This window comes from Bradyrhizobium sp. KZN70725, from assembly GCF_055264925.1.
The window spans coordinates 14,517-33,528 of the sequence record NZ_JBUYWT010000030.1 but is presented as its reverse complement, the minus strand read 5'-3'; the positions used below and the strand labels follow the sequence as shown (position 1 = coordinate 33,528).

General features: G+C 60.5%; 14 protein-coding genes and 2 pseudogenes. 9 read left to right on the top strand and 7 right to left on the bottom strand.

Annotated features, from left to right (window positions below):
- Window positions 1–138: 138 nt before the first annotated feature.
- Together ACZBJS_RS25605 and ACZBJS_RS25600 are read right to left on the bottom strand one after the other, a co-directional pair.
- Entirely contained in the window at window positions 139–270 is a 132-nt protein-coding gene (locus tag ACZBJS_RS25605) for a hypothetical protein (RefSeq protein ID WP_256528152.1), read from the bottom strand.
- A 43-nt stretch (window positions 271–313) separates the two neighbouring features.
- Window positions 314–571: pseudogene (locus tag ACZBJS_RS25600) on the bottom strand (IS110 family transposase); the annotation flags it as partial.
- A 984-nt stretch (window positions 572–1,555) separates the two neighbouring features.
- Here ACZBJS_RS25600 and ACZBJS_RS25595 point away from each other — a divergent pair.
- Entirely contained in the window at window positions 1,556–1,969 is a 414-nt protein-coding gene (locus tag ACZBJS_RS25595) for a DUF5801 repeats-in-toxin domain-containing protein (protein ID WP_463439454.1), read from the top strand.
- Window positions 1,970–2,396: 427 nt separating this feature from the next.
- Here ACZBJS_RS25595 and ACZBJS_RS25590 read toward each other — a convergent pair whose 3' ends face one another.
- Together ACZBJS_RS25590 and ACZBJS_RS25585 are read right to left on the bottom strand one after the other, a co-directional pair.
- A complete protein-coding gene (locus tag ACZBJS_RS25590) occupies window positions 2,397–2,600 on the bottom strand; it encodes a cold-shock protein (RefSeq protein WP_463439421.1) in 204 nt (67 codons plus the stop codon).
- Window positions 2,601–4,352: 1,752 nt separating this feature from the next.
- Window positions 4,353–4,502 carry a hypothetical protein gene (locus ACZBJS_RS25585; protein WP_463439420.1) on the bottom strand — a complete coding sequence of 50 codons (150 nt, stop codon included), beginning with the start codon at window positions 4,500–4,502 and terminating at the stop codon, window positions 4,353–4,355.
- 932 nt (window positions 4,503–5,434) lie between these two features.
- On the opposite strand from ACZBJS_RS25585, the pseudogene ACZBJS_RS25580 reads away from it, so the two are divergent.
- Together ACZBJS_RS25580 and ACZBJS_RS25575 are read left to right on the top strand one after the other, a co-directional pair.
- Window positions 5,435–5,705 (top strand): annotated as a pseudogene (locus tag ACZBJS_RS25580) (ATP-binding protein); the annotation flags it as partial.
- A 602-nt stretch (window positions 5,706–6,307) separates the two neighbouring features.
- Window positions 6,308–6,496, top strand: a complete 189-nt coding sequence (locus tag ACZBJS_RS25575; RefSeq protein ID WP_463439419.1) for a hypothetical protein — start codon at window positions 6,308–6,310, stop codon at window positions 6,494–6,496.
- 121 nt (window positions 6,497–6,617) lie between these two features.
- Here the strand turns inward: ACZBJS_RS25575 and ACZBJS_RS25570 are convergent, their stop codons facing one another.
- Both ACZBJS_RS25570 and ACZBJS_RS25565 read right to left on the bottom strand, forming a co-directional pair.
- The gene (locus tag ACZBJS_RS25570) at window positions 6,618–7,328 is read right to left on the bottom strand and encodes a molybdate ABC transporter substrate-binding protein (RefSeq protein WP_463439418.1); all 711 of its coding nucleotides are present in this window, start codon (window positions 7,326–7,328) and stop codon (window positions 6,618–6,620) included.
- 38 nt (window positions 7,329–7,366) lie between these two features.
- Complete coding sequence (locus tag ACZBJS_RS25565) at window positions 7,367–8,287, bottom strand: tripartite tricarboxylate transporter substrate binding protein (RefSeq protein ID WP_463439453.1); 921 nt, start codon at window positions 8,285–8,287, stop codon at window positions 7,367–7,369.
- Window positions 8,288–8,489: 202 nt separating this feature from the next.
- On the opposite strand from ACZBJS_RS25565, the gene ACZBJS_RS25560 reads away from it, so the two are divergent.
- The 3 genes from ACZBJS_RS25560 to ACZBJS_RS25550 all read left to right on the top strand — a co-directional run bounded on the left by ACZBJS_RS25560 (window position 8,490) and on the right by ACZBJS_RS25550 (window position 12,645).
- Entirely contained in the window at window positions 8,490–9,560 is a 1,071-nt protein-coding gene (locus tag ACZBJS_RS25560; RefSeq protein WP_463439417.1) for an ABC transporter substrate-binding protein, read from the top strand.
- A gap of 125 nt (window positions 9,561–9,685) precedes the next feature.
- A complete protein-coding gene (locus ACZBJS_RS25555) occupies window positions 9,686–11,785 on the top strand; it encodes a molybdopterin oxidoreductase family protein (protein WP_463439416.1) in 2,100 nt (699 codons plus the stop codon).
- Window positions 11,786–11,865: 80 nt separating this feature from the next.
- Complete coding sequence (locus tag ACZBJS_RS25550; RefSeq protein WP_463439415.1) at window positions 11,866–12,645, top strand: enoyl-CoA hydratase/isomerase family protein; 780 nt, start codon at window positions 11,866–11,868, stop codon at window positions 12,643–12,645.
- 86 nt (window positions 12,646–12,731) lie between these two features.
- On the opposite strand, the gene ACZBJS_RS25545 is transcribed toward ACZBJS_RS25550, so the two are convergent.
- Complete coding sequence (locus ACZBJS_RS25545) at window positions 12,732–14,003, bottom strand: hypothetical protein (RefSeq protein ID WP_463439414.1); 1,272 nt, start codon at window positions 14,001–14,003, stop codon at window positions 12,732–12,734.
- 1,164 nt (window positions 14,004–15,167) lie between these two features.
- Between ACZBJS_RS25545 and ACZBJS_RS25540 the strand changes: the two genes are divergently transcribed.
- From ACZBJS_RS25540 to ACZBJS_RS25530, 3 genes are all read left to right on the top strand, one after another.
- Complete coding sequence (locus tag ACZBJS_RS25540; protein WP_463439413.1) at window positions 15,168–16,130, top strand: ArdC family protein; 963 nt, start codon at window positions 15,168–15,170, stop codon at window positions 16,128–16,130.
- A gap of 99 nt (window positions 16,131–16,229) precedes the next feature.
- Complete coding sequence (locus tag ACZBJS_RS25535; RefSeq protein ID WP_410469745.1) at window positions 16,230–17,336, top strand: DUF7146 domain-containing protein; 1,107 nt, start codon at window positions 16,230–16,232, stop codon at window positions 17,334–17,336.
- A 315-nt stretch (window positions 17,337–17,651) separates the two neighbouring features.
- Window positions 17,652–18,590: a DUF2493 domain-containing protein gene (locus tag ACZBJS_RS25530; protein WP_141341725.1), complete on the top strand. Its 939-nt coding sequence runs from the start codon at window positions 17,652–17,654 to the stop codon at window positions 18,588–18,590.
- The last annotated feature ends 422 nt before the right edge of the window (window positions 18,591–19,012 follow it).

Here is a 19,012-nt window from a genome sequence, read left to right as displayed (position 1 = left end):
GCGACGCAAAGAACACGCGGGGAGTTCCAGTGAATGGTACGACGACTGATCCGGGCATTACGAAGGTGCGATCTCGATCTTGGGGATAGGGGTCAACCAGGCCGAGATCGCGCTGCCTCGCCGCTGCTGACATCGCGATCATTGTTCGCCTTCATGGCCGCGTTCTGGCCGGATGGTGGCTCGATCTTGGTTGTCCGCGATGTTCACCGTGTCGGCATTGTCGTCGGGAGCCTCGCGGCGATCCGCCATCGCCTCGACGGCTTCGATCACATGCCGTCTTACTACCCGGTCCCGGATCGAGCGAAAGGCTCTGCCGCTTGACGTAGGGCTTCACATAGGCCTGAGCCATCAACCGCACCGCATGCCCCATCGTCCGCAGCTCGCGTGACCAATGATGCAATGATGCGCAAGCCTCGATCCCCACCAGGCGTGGCGGCAGCTTCTGGAAAAATGCCAAGACGTGCCGGCGCTTCAACTGTCGGCGTATGACCACCTAGCCGGCTGCATCAACGCCGTGCACTTGGAAGACCGACTTCGCGATATCCAGACCGATCGTCGAAATTGACTGCATAGGCTGCTAGTCCGAATCGTGGGAACCTCAAACGGCGCCCACTCCTTGGCACTCTCGTGCCTGTGGAGGAGTCGTCCAGCGTTAGGAGCTGACCTTCCGGCCCAGCTTCCAGAGTACTTCTTGCATGATCATCGTGCCGGCTTATCGCGCGCTGTTGGCAGCATCCCCGCCGTGTCCACACGTAAAGGGCGATATTGTCATTGTCCTATCAAAATAGGTGTGCGGGATGCGCGTTACCCCATAGGTGCTACTGCTTCTTCACCCTTTACCTTGAATTTTCTCACTCCTTTACTGGCACAGTTCCATTGGGAGGCATGGCCTCGAAATTTGTTGGACGGTGTTTGCTTCTCCACTTGCGTTCGCAGCAGTTTGCAGCAGATCGAGGGAGAATAGCATGCAAAAGCATCCGATCATTCGATTGCAGGTACTTCTCTCCGCGACTGATTATTCAGGCAGCGTCGGAGGGGCGTACGCGAAATAGCGACAAAGCTTCCGCTGCGCCCCATCTTAACGGACTTCCAGAAACTGACGTCCCCTCCCGGCGAGCGCCACAGATCGCCGAAGAGCTGACGCTTGGATTGCGCATTGTTTTGCAGCGAAACCGTTGGGCGATTGCGAGCCCGGGCGGCGACCGCCTGTTCCGAAGAAGGTACGAACGAGCGCCGCCTTTCGAAGGGAGGAAATCATGGCACCAGTATTGACCATCAATGGCAATCTCATCATCGACGAAGCCGCGAGCTTGCAGACCAGCGGCACTGACAATGACACGGGTGTTCAGGCGGGGCCCGACAACGAAGTTGCCTGGTCTTTCCTGCTTACGACCATGAGCGCGGCTCTCAAGACCAGTCTGGGCATTGTGGCTGGCTCCGCCGGCGAAGAGTCGGGTGATACGAGCGTGGTGTTTCCGCAAGCTGCGGCACGGACGATCGGCAGTGCCGGTACCGATTTCATCCAGCTCGGCACGACCACCGTCACCGACCTGCAATTCTCGAACTCCACGGGGGGACGATCACCAACGGCACGCCGACCCAGATTTTCGCCACCGGCGACGGAGCGCAGATCTTCCTCTACACCGATTCCAACAGCCACATCCTGCTCGGGCGCGAGGGCCAGTTCAACGGCACGACCTGGATTCCCAACTCGAACGGCACCGTCGCCTTCGCTATCGTGCTGGACGAGACCATCACCTCCGGCAACGTGACAGGCGGCAACGTCTGGACCATCCAGTACGAGGCGCTGAAGCACACCAATACCAGCGGGATCGACGACGCCGATACGCTTAACCTTTCCGGCCTCGTCGATGTGAAGGCCTTCTTCACCACGACGACGACGGTCGGCTTCCGCGCGAACTGCGGAAATGTCTCGGCCAAGACCGGTCCACCCAGCCGCCAGGAATAGCAGTCGCCGACGAAGAATGGCTGCTCTCGCTGCTCAAACAGTTTGCGTACGACCTGCGCCATGTCGTCAGCCGGCAGACCCTGCCGGGTTATGAACTCGCGATCAGTCACGATTCGAGCGACGCTGAGTGACCGAACTTCAAACCCGTCCCTCTTGACGGGCTCACCGCGCGACTTCGCTGGCGCGGCCTCATTGCGCGTTCGGAGGACAGCCGATCGTCAGCTTGAGGTGGTCCGAAATGCCAAATTTTGCGTTTTTAGGGGCGTGTTATCCGAAATGAAATCAATGTCTTGTGCGGGCGGGGCTGCCCATGCGCACTCATGGGAGAGAAGGGTGCGCATCCCCGAGTCGTGAAATGGGTGCGGCAACGGTTGGTAGAGTCTTTCGATTTTTGCGCTGATCGGTTGTTCGCATTGGAGTGAGGGTCTTAGCCCATCATAACCTTGTCGGCCCGGCTACGTCCGGTTCTTCGATCAACCCCGAGTTCGAAAGTAACACGATCACCTGGCCTAGGTGTTACTCCAGGCAGAAGGAACGTGACATGGAAGAAGATATCTTCCCCACCGGTATCCGGCTTTATGAATCCGAAGCCTTTGTCTTCCTTAAACAGCTTGACCATGCCCTTGGGCATTTCACTATTTCTCCGCTCAAAGACCGCATAATCGCACCTCCCTGTTAACGAGTTGCTTAGGCTGCGAACAGCAAGTGGTTAACGCGTACGTAGGAATCCGGGGAAAGCGGCAAGCTCGGTATCCTCGCTGAGGCCCGTTTCTCCTGCCGATGTTTTTGTTCCACGCGCGGAAAGTAATAGAGGTTGCTGAGGAGCGGCGGATATCGAGAGAGCACTCGAAAGATTGTAGCAGGCGATCCGTGCCAGCCCGCACGATCTGCTGATGTGGCTTTGGTTGATCTGGCGTGGGCTCTTGCAGTTCCTTCCACGGGCCTGCGCTGCAGGCAATGCGCCAAGCTGCTCGCCTGCATCCGGGTTATGTAGTTACCTTCCAATGCATTGCCGCGCCGCTTATCTTGGGCGTTTGACGAGGCGCGCCCAGTCGCTGGAGCAGCTTGAGCGTTGGCCGGAAAAGCGACCGTGGATGCGGCCTGACGGTTATGTGCTTCTCGTCGAAGGTATCCGCCTCGCAGCCATCGAGTGACACCGCGATCCTAACCGAACCGGACAGCGGAAATCCTCTTTTGAAGATTTAGCAAATCAACCGCCTTCGGCGTCAGAGCTGCGACGCTCGCCAGTTGTTCGGATTGCGAAATATGGTCCTGCGTCAAAGAAATAGCTCCATCGGAATTCCCAGAGCATCTAGCGCTCGGGCCCCGGCCACGAAGGCATATCCGACGGTTTGAGCGCGGCGCGCTCCAGTCTGCGAAGCGGTCAAACACGCGGGAGCCCCGCGCCAATGCAGCTAAGGCCAGCAATCAGCAGCACGCCTGCGCACGCCTCCAGGATGATCGAACGACGCCGACTTGCATACAAGGCGAGCATAGATCCCACGATCGTGGTCACGATACCGAATTCCAGGATCATCGATTCAAATCGCTGAACTTTGAAATTGGCTTTTGACGAAGAGAGAATGAAATATCTCAGAGACTGCCACGCCGGGCGCGCTCATCGTTTTTCGGTTTAACGTTAAGGTCGCGATCCGTGGACGGATGCGCCGCCGAGCCCGCGAACGCCGGCTTGCTCAATAGGGGAGGGAGGTCCGAGCGAGAAACCTCTACCGACGCGGACGAGGCTTCATTCCGACGCAAACGCAGGGTCCGCTCTTTTGAAGCCAAAGCGGCGACGCGAAATGACGGACGTCAGGGCGTGCCTCGATCAATCGGACCGTCGCACGCTGAGAAGCCGCTAGACGTCGCGATGAGTGGACGCCAGCGAACCGCTCTAGCGCGGTTGGTCAGGGATTTCTTGCCACGTCTTCGAGTGCTCTGAAATCCACTTCGCGGCGTCGTGCTCAGTAGTAAAACCCTTGATGACTTCCGTTTCGCCATCGGGCCACAGAATGTCGATCCTCCAGCCGGGGCCGGGATTTTTGCAAGCCATGAAAGCTGGTCGCTGCTCGATCATTTGTTGACTATGCGCCGACGGTGGCTAGCTACAAGCCAGTGATCCTGCCACACCTCCATCTTTTTCGCTCGTGCGACCCTTAGATCTCACGCCGATCCTTTCGTGGTCGTGAGTTAAGAAGATCCGGCAGCGGTGACAGTTGGGGGCGTGGCTCGGAACTTGGCTCTGTGGTTGCTTCGTCCTGGACATTGGTCCGGCGCCGGCGGCTAATCACAAGGCCAATCAGGCCGACCACTATCAGCGCGGCCCCTGCGATTATCAGCCAATGCGGCAATTGCAATGAGAGCAGCAAGGCCTTTGCCATTTTCACTCCAGGACAGCGTACTCAAATGCCACGCCCTCGGGGGCGTTTTCCTCGAACCATTTCTCGGCGGCCTCGATCGAAGCGAAGACCTTGATGTGGTCCTCGTCGCAGATTTTCTTGGCCGTGTCCGTGTAGATCCAGACAGTTTTCATCGCATCAACTCAAATAATCCTTGACCTCGGTCAACCCGCAGCTTGGTGCCCCACGGCATCTGCCCCAGCAGCATATGCCTCGTGCCGACCGCGACCCGATCGCGTTAGATGTTGTCCTGTTCTGCGTGATAACCCTTCATGTCCGCGGCGAACCGGTGGGCGACCTCGGGCGGGATTTCCAGCAGCTTTCGGTTGATCGGCATGGCATTGGCATGAAATTACGACAACACTGCCAAGCTTAAAATACGCGCAGCCGGCGTGGGTGCCATGGTTCATCTTCCAAACGGATTGCTGCGGCGGAGGCATGCAGAAGCTCCCGCTCTTCCAGCCGCCATGTTTTGACGGATAGGCGATGGCTGAAATCTTATTGGCCCGCATCGCCGGTGCGAGTGCAATGATGGGTTTGACCGACGTCTTGTGCGCCAAGCTGCCATCCTTGCGCTAACGCTTGCGGGATCGCGGGGCGCAGCGAGCGGTGAAATCACGCGTATGAAGGACGATCCGACCAAAATCACGCTCGGCAAAATGCGACAAACAGGCGCAACTCGCACATTGTTCTCTGCAAAGATTATCGGCGCTCCCACAATGTCCGGCTAGGCGCAGCGATAGCACGACGGGATGTGCCTATCCGATCTCAATTTAATTGCACGGCCTTGAAAGGCAGGGCTCGATCATTCGATCGCTCGACGTGCCGCCCGAAATGGATCCTAATTAGCTGCGCCGGCAGACTGCGTTGGTGTACGTCGCTCGGCAATTACGCCGTAGTCAGTGTCCAAAAAACAACCACAGCAGGATGATCACAGGAATTGGCACGCCCAAAAGCCAAAGCAAAACGCCTCGTCCCATCTCGCTTCCCTCCCTTATTTATTCACGCCAATGGCAACTCCGGAGACGCGGCCATGTTCCTAGCCCACGGATCGCGTCGTCCTTGCCGCCGCTACGAAACCGGCGCCATGCTGATCACGTCGAACCGCAGCGTTGCCGAATGGGGCACCGTGTTCGCCGATCCCGTGGTCGCCACCGCCATCCTCGATCGGCTCCTGCACCACAGCCACGTGCTGACGATCCGCGGCGACAGCTATCGTCTCCGCGCCAAGCGCAAGAGCGGCCTCATCAAGCCGCCGCCCGACGGTGACGGCTCCGGTCGGCTCCGCCTCCCTCCGGCCCATTAACGTCGGAAACAACCTTCAACCGAGATCATAATCCAGACGGTGGGGGCAGTTCTTCATGACGCAAAGGGGGCAGTTCCGGATGGCGTTTGACACTCTCGTTGCTGATGACGAATGAACAGTCGCCGCTGCTTGCGATCCATATCTCCAGTTCAGTATCGACTCGGCGAAAGTGCAGGGCCATATCACCCGCCACAAACTTTGGTCGTCCGTGATCGTCCACATGGGACGCTCAACCTCCTTTGGTGCAGTTGGCCGCTTCGGCCTCCCGCGCCAGCCGTTCGGCTTTTAGGCGCTCCCGATTATCGTGGATCGCTTTTTGCGCTTTGGCGTAATCCGTCATGGCTTCCGTCGGCCTGACAGTTTTGAATGCTTTGTTTGCTTCGCGCTCCGCAGCCGTCGGCGCCCGTTCGTTGCGGCTTCGCGCTCTTGTTGTGGGGGCTGCGGCGACCGTTGCACATGGGTCCGCTGCGGCGGCCGCAGATAGGATCCATCTGGGATTCGTTGGCTATCGCTCTGCAACCAATGACTACTGTATCAACGCGAGCAGCGTGCAGGGTGACCCGCAGACTGCTTTCATGTGGCGCTTCAGCAAGAGCGGAGCGCTCACGGGCAGGCGCGGGGCAGGATCAGTTCGTGTTCGCGCCGAACGCGTCCGTGCCTGTGCAGCACACGATCACGAACTTCGCGCTGGGGATCGACAAGCTCGACGTTCGTCAATTCAGCAATCTCTTCCCTTGGATCGCTTCCGACCGAGAACCAGGTTGGCAACGACACGACAATTACCTCTGGATGTCGACGACGCAATTCTTCTTAAGAATGTGATTGCAGCGAATTTGCAGGTCCTCTTATGCATCCATAAGCGATGCATCGTGCTGATGCATTCTGTCGACCTAGCGATAACGTTTGAACATATTTCATCGCACTTTAGGTGGTCTGGTCTCATCTACGACGTCAGGCCAGAAACAAAGCCAGTCTGGCTGCGTAGCGCAGATGTTTCCGGCGACGTCAGCAATGCGATCAGGCGTTGCGCCTGCGATGCCGACGATGCCTGTGTCGGAATGGCCGCCGTATACATCGTCGCGAGCCCGCACTCCGGCGGCAGGCTGCCCGACAACACGACGCCCTTGGTGCTGATGATCTCGGTCGATTGCGTACAACCGATCGGCCGCCGATCTCCGGATTCGGCCAGATGTCGCATGGCCGTCGCACCGTTTGGAAAGATCTTGAGGCGGTCCGCGACGACATCAGCGATGTCGAGCTGCGCGAGCACCCTGCCAACATGAATTCCGGCCGTCGACACCTTCGTATCGGGCACGAAGATCGCGTCCGCCGCGAGCAATGCCGCGCGCAGGCTGGCCGCGTCGTCGGCGGTGACCGACGGATCGCCGGCCCGGACGGCGAGGGCGGTTTCAACCCGGCCGATGTCCGTGATCGAGCTGCGCAAAACCAGCCCTTCGTCAGCCAGCTTCGCGATCAGAGCGGCGGTCAGGATGACGATGTCGGTCGGTACGCCGGCGCGCAATCTGTCGGCCATGGCGCCGACCGCGCCAAAATCGCCGGCAATGCTGAGCCCGGTCTCAGCTTCAAATGCTGGCGCGAGGCTGCGCACCAGGCCCTGCGCCGCCCCGCCGCTCAGGATGCTCAACGTCTTCATGCGCAACGTTCCTTCGCTCGCGGTCTGCCGTTGCGCGCTTACTGGGCCTTGTCCAGCCTTTTGACGACGTCTGTCCACTTCACGATATCGGCGCGCAGGAATGCGTCGAACGCCGCCGGCGTCATGGTCATCGGCGCCGCGCCCTGCGCGGCCCAGAGCTTCTCGACCTCTGGCCGCTTGATTGCGGCGTTCACTGCCGCGTTGAGCTTGTCGATGATCGGCGTCGGCGTGTCCGCCGGGGCCATCAGGCCGAGCCAGATCGTTGCCTCATAGCCGGACACGCCCGCCTCGGTCACCGTCGGAACGTTGGGCAGCACCGTCGAACGAATCTTGCCGGTCGTTGCGAGTGCGCGCACCCGGTTTTCGGCGACATTCGGCGCCATCGCCGGAACGGCATCGATCATCATCTGGACCTGGCCGCCGATGACGCCGCCGCGGGCTTCGCCGCTGTTGCGGTAGGGCACGTGCACGACGTCGATGCCGGCCACGGCTTTGAACAGCTCGCCCGCCATGTGATACGGCGTGCCCTGACCTGACGAGGCATAGTTCAGCTTGCCGGGCTGTGCCCTTGCGAGGGCGATGAATTCCTGCAAGGTCTTTGCCTGCACGGCGGGGTGGACCACGATCACGAGATCCGAGGTATTCAAAGACGCGATCGGCGTCAGGTCGCGCATCAGCGCATATTTGCGCTGCGGCACCAGCGATTCGTTCGCGGTCTGGGTGTTCGACATCATCAGGAGGGTGTAGCCGTCGGCCGGCGCCTTGGCGACCTCGAGGGTGCCGATCACGCCGCCGGCGCCGGTGCGGTTCTCCACCACGAAGGGCTGGCCGAGGCTTTCCTGCAAGATGCCGCCGATCTGTCGCGCGACGACGTCGGCCGGACCGCCGGGACCGAAGGGAACGATGATCCTGACCGGCCGCGCGGGATAGTCTTCGGCGTCAGCATATGAGCCTGACATGGACACGGTCAGCAACGCCGCGACAAACACCAAGGCGTATCGCAGGCTTGCCATTGACTGAATCCCCCAACTTTAGTCTTGTTTCTTGATCAGAAGTCTAGCTGCAACCTGAAGCCTCTGTCGACGACAGACTCCGTTTTCGCGCATTGGAATAAGAGCGGGAGGACGGTGTACAACTTCGCCATCGCGTGCGGGGAATCATATGAGGAAACATCCTGGGCTATCGCGCCGCGACATGCTGAAGGGCTCGGGCGCCGTGCTCACCGGGGCCGCCCTTTCAACGCGCGTGACGGCCGCCGCGCCACCGGCGGAACCGGTGACGCCGACGCTGATCGAGGCAGCGAAGAAAGAGGGACAGGTCGTCTATTACACCTCCACCGATCTGCCGGTCGCGGAGAAGCTGGCGAGGGCGTTCGAAGCGAAATATCCCGATATCACGGTGCGCGTCGAACGCACCGGCGCGGAGCGCGTGTTCCAGCGGGTCGGCCAGGAATATTCCAGCAACATTCATGCCGTCGACGTCGTCAACTCGTCCGACGCCGCGCATTTCATCGTGTGGAAGCGCGACGGTATTCTCGCGCCCTATGTTCCGGAAGAGGTCGCAAAATACTACCCCGAGGAGCATCGCGACGCGGACGGGCAATTCGCAAGCTTTCGGGTCTGGCTTTCGATCATTGCCTACAACACCAATCTCGTGAAGGCCGAGGAGGCGCCGAACAGCTTTGCCGATCTGCTCGATCCGAAATGGAAGGGCAAAATCGTGAAGGCGCATCCCGGCTACAGCGGCACCATCATGACCGCGACCTATCAGATGCAGCGCGATCTCGGCTGGAGCTTTTTCGAGCAACTCGCCAAGCAGAACATCATGCAGGTGCAGTCCTCGACGGATCCACCCAAGAAGCTCGATCTCGGCGAGCGTGCTGTGATGGCCGACGGCAACGAATACAACATCTTTCAGATGAAGGAGACCGGTCGCCCGGTCGAGCCGGTCTATGCCACCGAGGGGTCGCCGATCATTGTCGGCCCGAACGGGATCTTCAAGGACGCTCCGCATCCGAATGCCGCCAGGCTGTTCCAGTCCTTCGCGCTCGGGCGTGAGGGCCAGCAGCTCAATGTCGAGATCGGCGGCCTCAGATCCGTCCATGCACAGGCCAAGGAGAAGGCTGGACGCAGGCCGCTAAAGGACATCAAGACGATGAAGGACGATCCGGTGGCGGTGGAGCGGGAAGGGGAATCGATCAAATCGCACTACACCCGCATCTTCCGCGTCTGATGCGACGGCTCAGGCCAATAGCTGCCCGTCCCGGCGCCTGCCGCATGGCACGTGAGCAGATTTCGCGCCGGCTGGGTCAATAATGCCCCTCGGCGGGGGGGATATTTGATGTTACCAATTTGGCCATGAACCAGCATGCCAAGGTTGACATCCGCCATTCCACCTGTCCGCACGATTGCCCGTCGGCATGTGCGCTCGACGTCGAGGTGATCGAGGGACGCTCGATCGGTCGCGTCAGGGGCTCCAAACAGCAGACCTACACCGCCGGCGTGGTCTGCGCCAAGGTCGCGCGGTATGCCGAGCGGATTCATCATGCCGAGCGGCTGATGGTCCCGCTGCGCCGGACCGGGCCGAAGGGCTCCGGCCAGTTCGCGCGGATCTCCTGGGACGAGGCGCTGGACGAGATCGCGGCGCGCTTCGACGCGGCCGAGCGGGAGTTTGGCGCCGAGTCGGTCTGGCCCTACTATTACGCCGGCACCATGGGGCTCGTGATGCGCGACGGCCTCAACCGTCTGTCGCATGTGAAGAAGTATTCGCGCTTTTACGGCACGATCTGCGCAACCATCGCGCGTATCGGCTTTGCGGCCGGGACCGGCAAGATCGCCGGTGTCGATCCCCGCGAGATGGGCGTCTCGGACCTCGTCGTGATCTGGGGCAGCAATCCGGTGAACACCCAGGTCAATGTGATGACGCATGCATCGCGCGCGCGGAAGGAGCGCGGCGCGAAGATCGCGGCGGTCGACGTCTACAACAACGAGACCATGAAGCAGGCCGACATCAAGATCCTGCTGCGGCCGGGCACCGATGGCGCGTTTGCCTGCGCCGTGATGCACGTGCTGTTCCGCGAGGGATTTGCCGATCGCGAATATCTCGCGCGCTATACCGATTGCCCCGACGAGCTGGAAGCGCATCTGAAGACCCGCACGCCGGAATGGGCCTCAGTGATCTCGGGCGTGCCAGTCGAGGAGATCGAGGCGTTCGCGCGGCTGGTCGGACAGACCAAGCGCTCGTTCTTCCGTCTTGGCTACGGCTTCACCCGCAGCCGCAACGGTGCCGCCCAGATGCACGCTGCCTCGTGCATCCCCGCGGTCACCGGCGCCTGGCAATATGAGGGCGGCGGCGCGTTCTTCAATAATGCCGCAATCTGGCGCTTCGACGAGTCGATCATCGAAGGCCACGACGCGATCGATCCCTCGACGCGGGTGCTCGATCAGTCCAAGATCGGCCGCATCCTGACCGGCGATGCCGAGGCGCTCCGCGGCGGCGGGCCGGTCAAGGCGATGCTGATCCAGAACACCAATCCGATGACGGTCGCGCCCGAGCAGGCGCTGGTGCGCCAGGGCTTTGCTCGCGAGGATCTGTTCGTCGCGGTGCACGAGCAGTTCATGACCGAGACGGCGCAGATGGCCGATATCGTGCTGCCGGCGACGATGTTCATGGAGCACGACGACCTCTATTACGGTGGCGGCCATCAGCACATTTCGGTCGGTCCGAAGCTGATCGATCCGCCCGGCGAGTGCCGTTCCAATCACGAGGTGATGCAGGGGCTCGGCCGCCGGCTCAACGCCGTGCATCCCGGCTTCGACATGACGCCGCGCCAGCTGATCGATGCGACGCTGAAGAAGAGCGGCCACGGCACGATCGAGGCCCTGGAGGCCGACATTTGGCGCGACCTGCAACCTGATTTCCGCACCTCGCATTATCTTGACGGCTTTGCCCATGCCGACAAGAAGTTCCATTTCAAGGTCGATTGGGGCAAGGTGCCCGTCGGCACCGGCGGGCTGATGGGGGCGTGGGACAAGATGCCCTCGCTGCCCGACCACTGGACCATCATCGAGGAGGCGGACGCACAGCACCCGTTCCGGCTCGCGACGTCACCCTCGCGCAGCTTCCTGAACACCAGCTTCAACGAAACGCCGTCGTCGCAAGCCCGCGAGGGCGCGCCGACCGTGATGATTCATCCCGACGATGCGGCGACGCTCTTGATCGCCGATGGCGACGCGGTGACGCTCGGCAACATGCGCGGCGAGACCACATTGACCGCAAAACTGTTCGACGGCGTTCGCCGCGGCGTGCTGATCGCCGAGTCGATCCATCCGAACAAGTCCCATATCGGCGGGCGCGGCATCAACATGCTGACCGGGGCGGAGGCCGTCGCACCGCTCGGCGGCGCCGCGTTCCACGACAACAAGGTCTGGATCCGGAAGGTATCGATGGCCGCATAAATCCTGCTTGCAGTCGGCGCCGATCCTGCCGCAAATGTCGGCTGACACCGGCACATTGGCCAAGAAAACAGGCAGGAAACATGACCGACAACAGCGTTCTTCTCGAAAAGCGCGGGCAGGCGTTCTGGATCACCATCAACCGCCCGGACAAGCGCAACGCGCTCAATGCCGGTGTGATCGCCGGCATCGCAAAGGGTTATCGCGAGGCGCATGACGACAAGGACGTCCGCGTCATCGTGCTGACGGGGGCGGGCGACAAGGCGTTCTGCGCCGGTGCCGATCTGCAGAACAGCGGCGCGGCCTTCTCGATGGATTTCTCGCGCCCCAATGTCGACTACGCCGATCTGCTGCGGCTGTCGCAGAATGCGACCAAGCCCGCGATCGCGCGGGTCGGCGGCGTCTGCATGGCCGGCGGCATGGGACTGTTGTGCATGACCGACATGGCGGTCGCCGGCGATGGCGTGATCTTCGGTCTGCCTGAGGTGAAGGTCGGCGTGTTCCCGATGCAGGTGCTGAGCCTGCTGCAGTCGATCGCCCCGCCGCGCCTCGTCAACGAATGGGCGCTGACCGGCGAGCCGTTCGACGCCGCGACGGCCAAGGCTGCGGGTCTTCTCAACTACGTTGTGCCGGCAGCCGAGCTCGATGCCAAGGTCGATTGGCTGATCGGGCGCATCGTCGACAAGTCGCCGACGGCGATCCGTCGCGGCAAATACGCGATGCGGGCGATCGCCTCGATGTCATTCGATGAAAGCATCGCCTACACCGAAAGCCAGATCGCGCTGCTCGCGATGACCGAGGACGCCAAGGAAGGCCTCAAGGCTTTCGGCGAGAAGCGCAAGCCGACATGGACCGGGCGTTAGCGGAAACCCAATCGAGGGTTTTCCTTTTCGGAATCGCACGCCGACTTGAGTTTTGAGAATCAAGCGTGTCGATTGCTCGAAACGATTTAAGAATGAGGAGCGAGCACGCCTTCTGACAAGAGGGTCGTCCTGGCTCGCTCCTCGCGGCGCTTCTTGGCGGCCACGATCAATTGCTTCCGCGTGCGTTTGGCGTAGGTGGGTAGTTGTAGTCTCGAGCGATGTCGGCCGGCGGCACGCAGTTCAGCGTCGGTAAGATCGCTGTCTGCGCCTTCGGTGAAGCCGCCGTGGCGAAAGGACGTAAATGAGAGCTCGTTCCGAAGTCCCGCTGCTATGATTATCTTTTTAACAACATGCCGAAGGTAGCGCAGATCCTTGCGCTCGGTGATCCACGGCAGAGGAGTAGGCGACCTGCGATGGGCATGATCACGGCGAAACGCCAGTCCTGAAGCGACTGAGTCTTTGAGAGCATCAAGCTCCGCCATCAGCTCGGGGAAGAGCAGCACACTGTTCTCATCGACCAAAGGCCACCAGGCTTCTTCGCCATTCTTTGGGTGCATAATCCTCACGCTGTTGGGGCGTTCTTTCGGTCGATAGTGCTCGATTTCGAAGACTCCGAATATATGTTCCTCGCGCTGCAGCCACTCCCAGGTCAGCAATGCAGCAGTTGCGATCGAGTGGTACCCCAGTCTCTTTGCGGCTTGCCTGAAGGCGACAAGCTCTTCCCAGGTCGCGGTAGGCGTCTCTCGCACGGCCTGACCAGGGGCCCGCGATTTTAAGCCCATCCGCGAGAATGGGTTGATGGCTGGCACTTTCGTTTCCTGGGCGCGCTGACCAACGAACCAGGCGCGCCTGCATGCGGTCATGGCAGCGTTTGCGAAACGCCGACGTTCGCGCTTGACGATGTTTCCATCCGCGTCCTTGTATTGAACGACGAGCAGATTTGCATAAACCGCATCGACAAATGCTTTGGAAAAATCAGCAATCTGTTTCGAGCCCGCGCGGCTACCGTCGTTCAATTCGTGGTTGGCGAATAGCGCCAGGCCTTGGTCGTATAAGCGTTGGGTCTTGAAATCGATTTCACGCCATCGGTGGTTGGCTTTGAAAACGCCGACAAGCCAATCAAAAGTGCCAGGCACGGGAGACGCCGGGACCATGTCGGTCAATCCGCCCGAACGCCAGCTGTCGAAGGCAGGCAGCAGAATATTCTTGGTTCTGTTGAGAGCGGTTGCATAGTCTTCTCCCAGTGCTTCAGCTGTGACAGGGCAGCCTTCATTGCGAGCCCACGTTGGCGGCTCGAAGAAATATCCGCGTCGACCATTCTTCAATGACTTTAGCCTGCAGTAGCGCGGAAGCTTCATTGCAGCGCGACCTTAACGTCTTGCCAGGGAGGCCAAATCCTCGCCTTCTGATCTGTCCAAATTGGTAGTTCTACGGGGCGCGGCAAAATCATCAATCGCGGCCCTTGACCAGACCGGTTGCCGCGCCCGCCCAATTCCACGATAGCCGATTGGAGGCGGCGCCTCGCCGCGGCCTACGGCTCGCGCGAGTTCATGGCTATTTGCGAAATCCAAATAGGCGGCGGCCATGTCGGCACGCATGAGTGCAGGCCAGGCGCCGATGAGCGGATAACGAGCAGGAAGAGCGGAGCGGGATGTCATAGGCGTTAGCTCGCGCGTCAATGCTGCAACGATCTCGGTGCCGAATTCAGTAGAATGGCGTCATCATCCCTGGAGAGGGTCCTTATTCGTGCGACGCCTCGGAAAGCACGAAACCGGATATTCAAAGTCAAATTCGCCGCTCCCTTGTGGCTTTCTGGCATGCTGCCCTCCAGTCACATGGATGCTCTCTCGGAGCACGAGAAGGCTGCGAGGAAAAGAGCCATCAACAATTGGTGCGGTAATCGGCGGGCCTAGAGTGCGAAAAAGTGCCGGGCATCGATTGAGCCAGTATTCAGCGGTGCCTCAAGTCATTGAGGCCCTGCTTGAGGTCCTGAAAAATGCTCGATGGCAATTCGTCGAGAGAAATTTCGGCGGCGCGCGGGGATAATCCGCTCGTTGAGAGGCATATGATTCTTGCGGGCCGTCAGTTCGAATTCCGACAAGTCCTATCGCTGATCCGACGTTTGGGGCCCTTAACAAGCCCTCTTTTGTCGGAATGGCGGGGCCGTCTGACGGTAGCTGCTCCGATCGAGGAGATCCTTCTCGGGGGACCGATTGGAATGATGGGCAGAGCATGAGTACCGATCGCTACGTACTGCAGACTGACTGACGATGAGTCCTCTTGTGTCGGTCCGGCTGGGCGTCGCCCTTTCGGGCCGGGCTGTCGGCTGCGCTGAAACCCCGGGCTTCGCCCGGTTTTCACCCTTCGGGCTTCCATCCCTGACGCGATGGAGGCACCGGAGACACCAACCTGCGCCGCGCAAGCGCGAAAACGAACATAGAGAGGGAGAGTGCGGTCGCTGGAGGCCGTGACGGGTTGAATGTTGCGAGAGAGGCTCGCGGCGCCCGTCGCGGAGACCCGCAATGTCCAAATATCATCCCTCGGTGCGCGCCAGCCAGAACCGGGTGAGCCTGCATGACGAAATTACCAACAGAATCATCGCCGAACTGGAGGCCGGCCATGTACCCTGGGTTCAGCCTTGGGACGCTGCGGCTGGGACGGCGCCGCTAGCCATGCCCGAGAATGCCGCGTCACATCGTCCCTATAGCGGAGTTAATATACTAATACTCTGGAGTGCAGCCCGGGATCGCCGATTTTCAAGCCAACGCTGGCTGACCTATCGTCAGGCGCTTGCAATCGGTGGCCATGTCCGCAAAGGCGAGCAGGGTACTACTGTCGTTTATGCCGATCGCTTCGTACCATCTGATGAAAAGCGCCGTGTGTCCGAGACCGGCGAGGAGGCGCACGCTGTTCCATTCCTGAAGCGCTTTACCGTCTTCAATACCGATCAATGCGTACTCCCAGCGGAAATTGCGACCACGGCACCGCCGTGGCGATCTGGCATGATCGAGCCGACGGTCGAGGCGTTGATCAGAGCGAGTGGTATCGATTTTCGCATCGGAGGCACTCGAGCGTTCTATGCACCGGTGGAGGACTACGTCCAGGTGCCGCCGCCAGCGGCCTTTTTCGAGCCGATCAACTGGCACCGCACGGCGCTCCATGAGCTTGGCCACGCTAGCGGCCATGCTTCCCGCCTCGATCGCGACCTTGGCGGTTCCTTTGACACCAAGAGATACGCCTTCGAGGAATTGATCGCCGAACTCTGCGCCGCATTCTGCTGCACATCACTTGGCATCGCGCCCACCGTGCGGCACGCTGATTATATCGGTTCGTGGCTCGAGGTTCTGCGTGAGGATAACCGCGCGATTCTGCGAGCAGCGTCGCAGGCGAGCAAGGCCGCTGACTATCTGCTCGGCTTCCTTCCTGAAATCACGGCGGTCCCATCGACCAGCCAGGCCGTCGCGAATGAGGAGGTGGCGTCATGAGGCCCTGCTGACGGACGAGAGGAAGAGGCGCGCGAGAACCGCCATGACGGGTTGGAGGCCGAGAGAGAGGCTCTCGGTCGCTCGTCGTGGTGAACTCAGATGACAGAGACTTCCGAAAGAGCAAAGCCGTTTCGCTCCGGTGATATTTCCGAAGATAGAAGGTTGCCTGATGCTTCCGAGCTGGCGCATCGCCTGTCGCGTGATGCCGAGGCGGTTTGTCGACACTATCTCTCCAATGGCCGACGCCAAGGACGTTATTGGGTGGTGGGAGACTGCAGAAACACTCCCGGTCGATCCCTGTTCGTACGGTTGAACGAAACGCTCCAGGGACTTGCAGGCAAGTGGACGGATGCCGCCACCGGAGAGCATGGTGACCTTCTCGACATCATTCGGCAAAGCTGCGGATTGGTTCATTTTCGTGATGTGGCGAAAGAGGCGCGACGATTTCTCGGTATGCCGAGGCCCAATCCCCAACCGACATCGATTCCTGGTCGCGGGGCGATCCGAGCCAGATCCGCGGAGGCTGCTCGTTGTCTGTTTGCCAAGTCGCAGCCGATTGGTCGGACCATCGCCCAACTCTATTTGCGAGAACGCGGTATCGAACCCGTCCATGACGAAGGCGCGCTCCGTTTCCATGCGCGATGCTATTATCGGCCCAACGAAGACTCGCAGATCGAGGTCGGCCCGGCGATGATTGCCCGAGTGACCGATCTCAAGGGACAAATCACAGGCGTACACCGCACCTGGCTTCATCCCTCGGGGCGCAGCTTGGCACTCGTCGATACGCCGCGGCGCGCATTGGGCAATCTCTTGGGCAACGCAGTGCGCTTTGGAGCGGTTGATGACGTCCTGGTAGCGGGCGAGGGGATCGAGACCATGCTGTCGCTTCGCTGCGTATTGCCGACCATGCCGATGGTGGCAGCCCTTTCGGCCAATCACCTTGCCGGCATCCTCCTCCCGCCGTCGCTGCGGCGACTCTATATCGCTCGCGATGCGGATGCGGCCGGAAGGGTCGCGGCGACGAGCCTGACGACCCGCGCCGAGGCCGCAGGCATTGAAGCGCTCACTTTGTCGCCGAGGCTCGACGATTTCAACGATGATCTACGCGCCATGGCTGCCGTGGAATTTCGAACAACGTTGTGCGAGCAACTCGTTCCAGAGGACGCCGTCCGCTTCTTGTCTTTAGCTGCGAGCAAGCCGGGATAGCGGCGGCGAGTTCGGTCCCGATACCTTCATGCCGATCGGCTCAAGCTCGGTGTCGCTGGAAGCGGTCGCCCCCGGCCTTCTAGAGGGCGATCGGACAGCAAGCGCACCGACCCGGCAATGGCCGCGCCCGGCTATTTTCCGCCGGCCCTGCGGGCCTTTGCATCGCGAAGCAAAATAGCCGGGTTTTGGCCATCCTCCGCTCCGCTTCGGCGCCCTCGGCTTAGGCCTCGGGGTTCTGGCTCGGTCCGCGTGCCGTCTGGTGATCGCTGCGAAGGCCGCGATGGGTGCGGCCGATCCGGCAAAGGACCTCTCACCATGACGACCGACCATGACGACATCGAGTTCGAACCCCGACATAACTCATCACCGACCGACCGCATTCTTAGTGAACTTCAGCTTTACGGGTACCGTCCGTTCCACGGCGAGCCCGACCCAAGGCCGTTGCCCGAAGGTAAAGCGATCGCAGGCGCCGTCGCCGATATCTTCGACGCCTTCGTGGCAACTTTAAGCGACACCCGACTTGAGCCCGATCTGGAAGGCCTGCTCTGGTCGACCGTCAATCTCTTACATCGCGCGGTGGGCCGTATCGAGCACGGGCTCGACGACAATGAGCAGGCGCAGCAGAGGAGCCAACGCGAGCAGAACGGCTCGGAAGTGCGATCTGTTGAGCTCGAAAGGTTGACCGCCGACGGCATTTCACTGGTCGAACGCCGCAACGCCATGGAGCTGTTCCGCGACCTGGCTACTGAGCAATTTGAGCTTCACACTGGCTCGCCCTGGCGGCCTCGCGCCGGATCACTGGTCAGCCATCGCACGCCCACTGCCGCGATGATCGACAGCCGCGACTTCCTAGCCGCCAAGCATCGCGCAGAAACCCTGGCGATGCTGCCATCGGGGCCCAAGATCGCCCTTACCGGCGGACTCGATTTCAACGACGTTTCGCTCGTCTGGGGCCGGCTCGACAAGGTCCACGCGAAGTATCCCGACATGGTGCTGCTTCACGGCGGCTCGCCGAAGGGGGCTGAATTGATCGCCGCAAAATGGGCCAGCAATCGCAGGGTGTCGCAGATCACCTTCAAACCGGACTGGACGAAGCATGCCAAGGCTGCACCGTTCAAACGCAACGACGCCATGCTGGCAGTCATGCCGATGGGAATCATGTGCTTTCCGGGGACCGGCATACAGGATAACCTCGCCGACAAGGCGAAGAAACTCGGGATTCCGGTCTGGAAATTCGGCAAGGACGGCGCGTGAGCGCCGTCTTACTCGACTCTTGCCGAAAATCGGTTCGCGCAAGCAACGCGAGAGGTCGATAGCCCGCTCATCGAAGCGAACTTCATGCGAAATGGTTCTTGTCTCGCGTTTGGATCTATGTGTCGAAATGCGCCGTATGGTGGAAGGCATAATCGGTCATCTTTGAGTGCGAGACCACCACCATGCTGGCCCTTGGATTAATCCTCAAGGTTATTGGGCTCGGTGCTTTTCTGGCTGACCTTTGCTCTCGTGACCCTCTCATTCTTCGCTGCAGTTATGATTGGCTCCACGAGATACCGCCTCGACTCGGTGGACGAGTGTCTTCCTTTGCCAGCGCCAGATCGAGAGTCGCCTGGATCGAGATGTCGAGCTGGATAGAGATATTCTTCGCAAGCCGCGCCTTCGAATCTAATCTGATGTGC